Origin of the sequence: Psychroserpens sp. S379A (assembly GCF_049800755.1) — a bacterium.
GTDB lineage: Bacteria > Bacteroidota > Bacteroidia > Flavobacteriales > Flavobacteriaceae > Psychroserpens.
The window spans coordinates 1-9,025 of sequence record NZ_JBNAFQ010000012.1; the positions used below are offsets into that span (position 1 = coordinate 1).

At 29.7% G+C, this 9,025-nt stretch carries 10 protein-coding genes; all 10 read left to right on the forward strand.

Features of this window, described 5'->3' with window-relative positions:
• The first annotated feature begins 548 nt into the window (after window positions 1-548).
• The 10 genes from ACP15M_RS14365 (at window position 549) to ACP15M_RS14410 (ending at window position 8,554) form a co-directional block, all read left to right on the forward strand.
• Window positions 549-1,130: a DUF3885 domain-containing protein gene (locus ACP15M_RS14365; protein ID WP_425077894.1), complete on the forward strand. Its 582-nt coding sequence runs from the start codon at window positions 549-551 to the stop codon at window positions 1,128-1,130.
• A 160-nt stretch (window positions 1,131-1,290) separates the two neighbouring features.
• Entirely contained in the window at window positions 1,291-1,725 is a 435-nt protein-coding gene (locus ACP15M_RS14370; RefSeq protein ID WP_425077895.1) for a hypothetical protein, read from the forward strand.
• 224 nt (window positions 1,726-1,949) lie between these two features.
• Window positions 1,950-2,135, forward strand: a complete 186-nt coding sequence (locus ACP15M_RS14375) for a hypothetical protein (protein WP_425077896.1) — start codon at window positions 1,950-1,952, stop codon at window positions 2,133-2,135.
• Window positions 2,128-2,637 carry a hypothetical protein gene (locus ACP15M_RS14380; RefSeq protein ID WP_425077897.1) on the forward strand — a complete coding sequence of 170 codons (510 nt, stop codon included), beginning with the start codon at window positions 2,128-2,130 and terminating at the stop codon, window positions 2,635-2,637. The genes ACP15M_RS14375 and ACP15M_RS14380 overlap by 8 nt, the downstream gene beginning before the upstream one ends.
• Window positions 2,638-3,478: 841 nt before the next feature.
• Window positions 3,479-3,862, forward strand: coding sequence for a hypothetical protein (locus ACP15M_RS14385; protein ID WP_425077898.1), 384 nt, complete (start codon window positions 3,479-3,481; stop codon window positions 3,860-3,862).
• A gap of 44 nt (window positions 3,863-3,906) precedes the next feature.
• Window positions 3,907-4,437 (forward strand): hypothetical protein, encoded by a 531-nt coding sequence (locus ACP15M_RS14390; protein ID WP_425077899.1) that lies wholly within the window; start codon window positions 3,907-3,909, stop codon window positions 4,435-4,437.
• A 159-nt stretch (window positions 4,438-4,596) separates the two neighbouring features.
• Complete coding sequence (locus tag ACP15M_RS14395) at window positions 4,597-5,094, forward strand: DUF6508 domain-containing protein (protein ID WP_425077900.1); 498 nt, start codon at window positions 4,597-4,599, stop codon at window positions 5,092-5,094.
• A gap of 223 nt (window positions 5,095-5,317) precedes the next feature.
• Window positions 5,318-5,830, forward strand: a complete 513-nt coding sequence (locus ACP15M_RS14400) for a hypothetical protein (RefSeq protein ID WP_425077901.1) — start codon at window positions 5,318-5,320, stop codon at window positions 5,828-5,830.
• A 153-nt stretch (window positions 5,831-5,983) separates the two neighbouring features.
• On the forward strand, window positions 5,984-6,640 hold the full coding sequence (locus ACP15M_RS14405) for a hypothetical protein (RefSeq protein ID WP_425077902.1): 657 nt from the start codon (window positions 5,984-5,986) through the stop codon (window positions 6,638-6,640).
• A 231-nt stretch (window positions 6,641-6,871) separates the two neighbouring features.
• Window positions 6,872-8,554, forward strand: a complete 1,683-nt coding sequence (locus tag ACP15M_RS14410) for a DUF262 domain-containing protein (RefSeq protein WP_425077903.1) — start codon at window positions 6,872-6,874, stop codon at window positions 8,552-8,554.
• Window positions 8,555-9,025: the final 471 nt, after the last annotated feature.

The window sequence follows — 9,025 nt, forward strand, 5'->3', positions numbered from 1 at the left end:
ACAAAATAGTTGTTTAAATATCAAAATTATCGGATTCTTACTCTTGTCGAATTTCTTTTACATCAAACAAAACCATATCAATCAAAAAATGTTTTAAAATTCAACATGAATGGAATCTCACTCTTGTGGATTCTTGAGCTTGTTTGCGGAATTAATCTTACATCAAAAAAAGTCTAACCAATTAAAAAATATTTTAAATTCGAAATAAATGGAATCTCACTCTTACGGAATTCAGCAAGTTTGCGGATTTGATTACTCAAACGCAAAATGCTACAAAGCGTTTTAAAAAAACACTTTTCGCGATCAATCGTAAAAGCAAAACTAAAGTTTAGCTTTTCTCCTATTCTATTTCTGAAAACTTTACGGCAAAGCAAAACGTGATTACTCAACTCTTTCGCAAAATGTTGTAACACTGTGTATAATTCATTGTTCAATTTGAGTGTACTCGGAAAATTCCTGCGGAATTTTCCTCTGGTTCGTTTTATTTTTACTAACTTAGTCCTAGCCAACACAACGAAATCATACACAAACTCGTTGGCAAACATTTGATGAACAGCATAGAATTCAATAAATATTGGGATAAAAACTACCCTGAATCAAATCCAATCGGACACGAATTGAAAAGTGTTTATCCGAATAGATGGCTACGAATCCATAGTTTGCCCGAATCGAAACGATATGCGGAATCTGAAGATGAATATCAAATAATTCTGGACAGACAAAACAAACTGATTTCGGAACTAATTGGAGAGAACACTGAAATAATAATTGTGTCAAGTCAATACGAAATGGAATTGACTGGCGAAATCTCAACCGAATTATCTAATTACGGAGAATTTCAAAATTGTAGAACAATTGAACTTCATAAAATTTATCCCGAAGAATATGAAGATGACTTTTTCTATGATGTTTATTTCAGAACTGACATTTGGACAATGAATTCTCAAAACGAACTTTTGACTAATATTGCGGATGATGAATTCAGAGCAATGTTTGTCTGTCCGAAAAGAAAATGTATTGTAGCGCCTTATGATGGAGGAATGGACATAATAGTTGATTCTCAAGAAAAAAGAGATAAATTAAAAATTAAATATAAAGATTGGCTTTCTAAACGAAAAGATGGAATGTAGCCGAATAAAAAACGATTTGCCAACACCGTATAAAATTAATTGCTAGTGCAAGCCTACTTACGAAAATCCTCGCGGATTTTCTATTCGGTTTGTATTTGCTAAATTAGGTGCTTAAAACACGCAACTAATCTTATACAAACACGTTGTACAGCATTAATTAATGAAAATTAAAACTCCATTAAAAATTGGAATCGGAATTGTAGTAATTGGAATTGGATTATTAATGCTACTCGGAATTAAAATTCCTCCCGAAAAACTTAAAGCTTCTGATTTGTCATCTATCGCAAAAATTAAAGTGAATAATGATAATGTTCAAAACCTAACAGAAAAGGAAATCAAATTATGGAAAAATTTAGAGTTCAAAATTTCAACTGAAAATTATCCTGGAGAAACACCAGATTATATTATTGACCTGATTGGAAATGATTCTAATTTTAGGGCAATGTATAATGAATCGAGCGGAATTATTTTCTTTAGTTTTATTCCAGAAATTGAATACGGATTTTTAAACTCTCCTACTCCAGGAGGTTGGACGAAACCTATTTACGAAATTCAAGCAAGCGATGAACTCTTAAGTTTATTAAAAGTAAATTAACGCAGTACAACAACGTGTATAGTCCATGCTTGCCTCTTAGTTCATAGAAAAAATACTATCTTTAAACAAACAAATGGTTTTATCGGAAAATTGGCAAGTCACAGCCTTGCTATTTTCCTCCAACGGATTTTTCGCCGCTCGCGGCTCATCCAAGCAAAAAATTGCTCGGCTGAAAATCCGCACAAACCATACACGAACACGTTACCCAACATTTGACCAAAATTATGGATAAAAAAATATTAGGAAATTTTATAATATATTTTCCAACTATTGCATACTTAGCTTTTACAATGGTTACTAAAAAAGAAAACTCTGGCATTGATTGGACTTCAGTTGTTATAGCTGGCTTAATTGGAATGATAAGTTATGCAATTGGTACAAGGATAAAAAACAAAGGAGAAGTTGAATAAAGAAAATCTTGAACAAAACTTAAAAGAAGCCTCTTCTACTCTACTTGAAATGGCTAGAAGTTCTTGTTGGAATAAAATTTCAGACAATACGAGTTACATAATTTCAGAAATAACAAATGATAATCGGAGTATTCTTGACAAACGAATTGAACGTAAAAAAGTAAACGAAAAGAAAAAAAACAAATCACTTGAACAAATAACAGCTGAATTAAAAGACATTTATGAAAATCTGTACGATATAAACTTGTACATATATAAAAGCAAAAAGAAAAGTACAATAATTGAAATTCAATATTATCCCAAATCATCGCTCGAACTTGACTTTTATGAAACTGTAAAAAGGAATGAACCAATGTTACATTGCAAAATCCCAAGACCTTTCTATGTTACAGAATCGCCAAATTCAAACAAAACAGAACCAAAATTTGACGTTAATTGGGAATTGGGTGGAAGTAGGCACGAATGGAATAAATTTATTGGAAAATTAAAATACCATATTTGAAAAATAAAATATGACCGAAAAAAGAAAATGCGGAATAAAAACGTTGGGTAACAACGTGTATAATTCATTGTTCGGTTTGTGTGTACTCGGAAAATTCCTTCGGAATTTTCCTCTGATTTGTTTTCTTTTTGCTAACTTAGTCCTAGCCAACACAACGAAATCATACACAATCACGTTACCAACAATAGTGCAGTTTTCGTGATGATTACTTTATTTCATATTTGAGTTACTAACTTTTATCGTTAGAGGTTTCTTTTCAACTTCTTCCCTATTTTCTTTTTTGGAGAACTTAACGCTTCTGTGGCTTTTCTATATTTGCTGTGTCTTAAATGAATCTTCCTATGAAAAATGAATAGTTCAATTTATATAGAATTTTATCAAACAAAATAAATATTACATCTAACTGAAAATTGATTTATCTGCCAAATGATCGCTAGCGTTCGGATTTGTTCTATTTCCAAAAAAGGTGTTCGTGTTTATCGCTTTGGGCAACCTAAATGCTACTGTGTTTGTTTCCTCTCATCTAATGCAACGGTTTCTTGGGTTTCTCAGCTAAGTCGTGGCTAGCATTCTCTTTCGGTTGCTTATTGGATAATCTGCTTTGGTCTGTGATTTAACAATGGTTAGTCTTGCACTACAGTAGGTAACAACGTGTATAATTAATGCTCTCTTTTTATTTTCATAGAAAAAAGACTACCTTTAACAAAATGATTTGTTTCATCTGAAAACTTGCCGTTTTCATTCGCACAAATCATACACAATCACGTTGGCACACATTTACCAAATCGCAATCTAAAAAAAGAAATTTTATAAAATTAACAAGTTTCTAAACAAGAAAAATATGAAATTAAAATCTATAGCAAACAAAATTATTTTAATTCTGACTTTGTCATTTCTAATCTCTTGTGGATTTGAATCTTCAAAGAAAACAACTGAATCCGTCACTACTTCTAAAGTGAAAGTTGAAAATGTAAAAATAAAAGAAGACAGTAAATTTGCTTGGGCTGTCGAAGGAATGATTAGAAATGAAAGTTCATCCGAAATAAAAGGATACGTTAAAATTAAATTCTTGAATTCGAGTGGAGATATTGTTTACTCTACAAAGGCAAAAGTTAATGATGGAGATTCTTTTGGACCAGGACGAGCTGCAAGTTTTGACTATTTCACAGAACCGAAAAATTTCGACGGAGTTACTGATTTTGAAGTAGATTTTGTGGAAAAATAAAGAATAGATTTGCCAATATAGTTTGGCTTACATTTAAATATATTATGGCAATAAAATTGAACGAGAACGGGAATAAACCTCTCTACAATACAGACGAATATCTAAAAAAGTTTATTCCTCTAGTCATCGAAAACGCACCTGAATTTGATAATTTCTCAATCTATGACCTTAAAAATAAGTTGGAATTATCTGAAAAAGAAAATTTAGTTTTTAGCGATTTAACCTTTAAAATCAGGCAACATTTTGTAAGTAATGGAATTGCAGAAATGTATGGTTCACGACAGATAAAGTTATTAGACAAAGGACGTGATATAAAAAACGGAACAGAAAAAATATTCGGAATGACAATTAATAATGATTTTAGTAATTCAAATATTGGTCAAGTAAATCATTCATCAGAAACTTCAAATAATTCCCAAACAATAAATATATCAAACAAAGAAAACCCAAAGAAAAAAAATAATCTGATAATCAAATTTTGGAAACTAATATCTGAAAACAAACTCATATCTGGATTACTAATTATTGTTATTTTATATATAATAAAGATTGTTTTCGGAATTGAATTAAAATAAAAAACGTGTGCCAACAACGTGTATAATTAATTGCTAGTGAAAGCCTACTTACGAAAATCCTCGCGGATTTTCTATTCGGTTTTTATTTGCTAAATTACGTGCTAAACCACGCAACTAATCATACACAAAACCGTTGTACACAAGCTATACCAAAATAAATTGATAGAATTAGAACACTTTGAAAAACATTTAACCAATCTTTCTAAAGAAGAATGGAATTATTTGTTTGATTTGCTTACTGAAATTAAAAAAACAAAAGTATTTGGTGAGTTAATTGAATCTAAAATTAAAGATGATGGATCGTATTCATTTCCGTATTGGAAATCAACTGAAATCGTTCATAAGACTTTTGAAACTATCACTCTTTTGGAATTAGCGCCTGCTTTTGATTGGATGAACTGGGAAAATGGAAAAGAAATTCTTAATGACTATGAATATGATTATTCTGAATTAGATATTATAGTTCTTTGCAAACTACTGACCTGTGTAATTAGGTTAGATAGATTTAATGATGGTTATTTAATTAAAAGTTTTAATAATCATACGATTCAGAAAATATTGACATCTTTAAAAAGTAAAGTAGAAGAAAAAGGAATAATTAACTCTGAATCAGTTAATAGAAAATTCTTGATGTGGAAACAATTTAAAAACAAATAAAAGCCAGTGTACAACAACGTGTATAGTTAATGCTACATTTTGTAACAAAGGAAAATTTTCGCTTAAAATTTATATATTTACATAACACTGAAAATTAGCAAGGCTCAGCCTTGCAATTTTCTTCCAGCGGATTTTTCGCCACGAGTGGCTCATCCAAGCAAAAATTGCTTGGGCTGAAAATCCGCACAAACCATACACAAGCTCGTTGTAGCCAATTAGAAAAATGTACGAATTTAATTATATTTATGGAGCAATATTGATTGATAGGAATTTAGATAAAGTTCAAAAAATCATAAATGAAATGTCATCTTCGGATGAATTTTACTATTTCCATGCTTCAATGTTTTCTCAAGGAAGTAATAAATATCCTTCTTTTTATAATTCCTACATCATTTCATTTTCTAGAACTTTCAAATATTTTGGTTATGATTTAAACGAATTTAATGAGTTCATATGGAATATTGAAAGTTTTTTAGACCAGATAGATTTTGATAGCGCAATGATTCATATTGGAGGAATGTACAACGATCAGGATTTATTTTGGATAAATAAAAAAATGGGAAACAAAGAAAAATTAGGCATCAAGGGAATCCAATATTATGAAACTGATAAATGGTTTTTTGGTTTTGGAGCGATAAATTTATCTACTGGAATAATTAATAGAGTACCAAATGATAAAAATGAAATGTTTCATATACAATATCCTAACTTTAAGTATCCGATAATTAAAAAATAACTGGCCACAACAACGTGTATAACTAATTGCTAGTTATTGTTTACTCGGAAAATCCTACGGATTTTCCTCTGGTTTGGTTTCTTTTTGCTAACTTAGTTCCAACCAACGCAAATAGCCATACACAAACACGTTGGCACTAATTTGAAAAAATTTATGAAAAGAAACTTAATTCATCTGATTTTAATCCTATTTTCAATATCTACATATTCTCAAACTTTCTCTGAAAGCTACTATGAATTATTTAGAAAATCATGGGAAAAAGAACCAACCAAAGAAATGATTGGCCAAATAGATCCGAAAATGGACAGTTTGTATAGAGCAACAACAGGAAAAGGATTTTGGGAAATGCAAGCTGAAGGATTAAAAAATTCTACAACTAATAACATTAGTAATTATAAAAAAGTTTTTAAACTCAAAAATTTGGACATTGATAAAATCGATAAATTCATAATCATTGAAGAGTCTAATAGAGGAATGAATTTTCCGCCTGATTTTAGTCGCAAAGGATTTGTTTTGATTGGTACAGACATTTTCACATATTACTACAATCCAGGAGAAGAAAACTCTTTAAAATTGTCAAACGACTATTTTAATGAATCCAATCCTAATCATGAATCAAGAAAAATTATAACTGACATTGCTAAATCAGATAAAAACGAACAATTTTCTGTTTTAGCAAAAAAGGAAATGGAATTAGGAATTGGAGAACCAAGAGTAGAATACGAAATAATTGTTTATGATAAAAAAATAGATGAAAAACCTCTAAAAATAATTTATCTTCATGATTTTGTCACTGAAATAAAAAATTAATAAAAAAACTAGTGCCAACAACGTGTATAATTCATTGTTCGATTTGTGTGTACTCGAAAAATTCCTGCGGAATTTTCCTCTGGTTCATTTTATTTTTGCTAACTTAGTCCTAGCCAACACAACGAAATCATACACAAACACGTTGGCAACAAGCTGAAAAAACTCACGACTTCATTAAAGGTTATAACTTATTAATTTTATATTTTTACACTAAATGTAATAACATAAAAAATGAAAGGTATACAAGATACTTCAAACGAGACATATAGAAAGTTAATGGGTAATGGACTTAAATATGTTATTCCTAAATTCCAGAGAGATTATAGTTGGGAATCAGAACACTGGGATGATTTATGGCAAGATATACAACTAATCCTAGAGAATCAAGAAAATGAACATTATATGGGATATTTGGTTCTTCAAACAACCGATAATAAAAAGTATACTGTAATTGATGGACAACAAAGATTAACTACACTCACAATACTAATCTTAGCTGTATTAAAGAGGTTAAATGACTTTGTTGATCAAGGTTCTGAGGTAGAGAATAATGAAATACGAATAAACACATATAGAAATAATTACATTGGAAGTCTAAACACCATAACTTTAATTTCTGACAATAAGCTAAAACTTAATAGAAATAGCGATGACTATTACAGAAATTATATGGTTCTTTTAAAGGATTTACCTCTTAGAAACACAAATACCTCTGAAAAAAATATGAGGTCGTGTTTTGAATGGTTCTATAAAAAATTAAAACAATATTCGAGTGGTGAAGAAATTGCAAATTTTCTTGAAACAATAGTTGATAAATTATTTTTTACTGTAATAACGGTAACAGATCAAATAAATGCATTCAAAGTTTTTGAAACTCTTAATGCTAGAGGTGTTCAACTTTCGTCTTCTGATTTACTAAAAAACTACTTGTTTTCAGTAATCGATGAATCAAATCCACATCACACTGAAATCGAAGAGTTAGAAAAATTATGGAGTAGAATAATTGGGAAATTAGGGAATAAAAAATTTGAAGATTACTTAAGATATTATTGGAACAGCAAGAATAAAACTGTACGTAAAAATCAACTTTTTAAAGTCATTAAAAACAATATAAATTCAAAAAAAGACACTTTTGAACTAATTAGAGATTTAGAAGAATCTACTGATATTTACATCGCAATACAAGATCCTGGAAGTGAACTTTGGAGTGATAAACCTGATATTGTTAAAGCTCTGAAAGAGCTTAAACTATTTCAAATAAAACAAACAAATTCTCTTTTAATGGCAGCTTATAAGAATTTAGATATAAACTCTTTTGCTAAACTAATAAAGACCTGTTCTGTAATTTCATTCAGATATAATATTATTGGAGGTTTAAATCCTAATGAGCAAGAGGACGTTTATAATCGAATTGCTAATTCAATTACAGAAAACAAGACTATTAATTTAACTGATTTCCAATCTGTTTATGTTTCAGATATTAACTTTGAAAATGATTTTAAAACAAAGCAATTTAAAAGAACCTCTAAAAATCACAAAATAGTAAAATATCTTTATTCAAAAATTGAAAAACACTCGTTCAACAATGATATTAATTCAGAAAGTGACAACTATACTATTGAACATATCTTACCTGAAAGTGCAGATGAAAATTGGGGAGATTTTAATAATGAGCAAGTAAATAGATCTATTTATAGACTTGGAAATTTAGCATTAATAGAGAATAAATTAAATTTAGAAGCTGGAACAAAACCTTATTCTGATAAAAAAGAGATTTTCAAAAAATCTAATTGTCATTCTACAAATTCAATTCCTCAAGATTATAATGATTGGAATGAAAATAAAGTTTCTGCTAGACAGAGAGAATTGGCTAAACTAGCTAAATCAATTTGGAGAATTCAAGAACTGAATTAAAAAGCCAGTTGCCAACAATGGCTATAAGTAATTGCTTGTTCTCGCCTACTTCTGAAAATCCTTGCGGATTTTCAGTTCGGTGTGTACTTGCAAAGTTAAGTGCTAACCCACGCAACTACTCATAGCCGAGACCGTTAGTAACAATAGCTCCGAAAATCGTAACTCCTAACATAAAAAGCTTTTAAAATTTAAAATTATCGGATTTACTTACTCAAACTCGGAAATTTATTTTACTTCAAAAAGAACTTAATTATTCATCTATTACTTTTATCATTAATAATATTGGAATTTTACTCTTGCGGATTTTTGAGCTCGTTTGTGGAAAGACTTCTACATCAAAAAGTTTTATATAAATCAAATTAATCAGAATCCTACTCTGGCGGAATTTCTTACTCAAAGGATAAATGTTACAAAGAGTTTTGCAAACACTTTTCGCTATCAATGGTAAAAGCAAAACTTGAGTTTAGCTTT

Coding starts and splice junctions, on each gene's coding strand:
- ACP15M_RS14405 (WP_425077902.1), top strand. CDS start 5,984: ATGAAAAGAAACTTAATTCATCTGATTTTAATCCTATTTTCAATATCT.
- ACP15M_RS14370 (WP_425077895.1), top strand. CDS start 1,291: ATGAAAATTAAAACTCCATTAAAAATTGGAATCGGAATTGTAGTAATT.
- ACP15M_RS14410 (WP_425077903.1), top strand. CDS start 6,872: ATGAAAGGTATACAAGATACTTCAAACGAGACATATAGAAAGTTAATG.
- ACP15M_RS14365 (WP_425077894.1), top strand. CDS start 549: ATGAACAGCATAGAATTCAATAAATATTGGGATAAAAACTACCCTGAA.
- ACP15M_RS14385 (WP_425077898.1), top strand. CDS start 3,479: ATGAAATTAAAATCTATAGCAAACAAAATTATTTTAATTCTGACTTTG.
- ACP15M_RS14375 (WP_425077896.1), top strand. CDS start 1,950: ATGGATAAAAAAATATTAGGAAATTTTATAATATATTTTCCAACTATT.
- ACP15M_RS14400 (WP_425077901.1), top strand. CDS start 5,318: ATGTACGAATTTAATTATATTTATGGAGCAATATTGATTGATAGGAAT.
- ACP15M_RS14390 (WP_425077899.1), top strand. CDS start 3,907: ATGGCAATAAAATTGAACGAGAACGGGAATAAACCTCTCTACAATACA.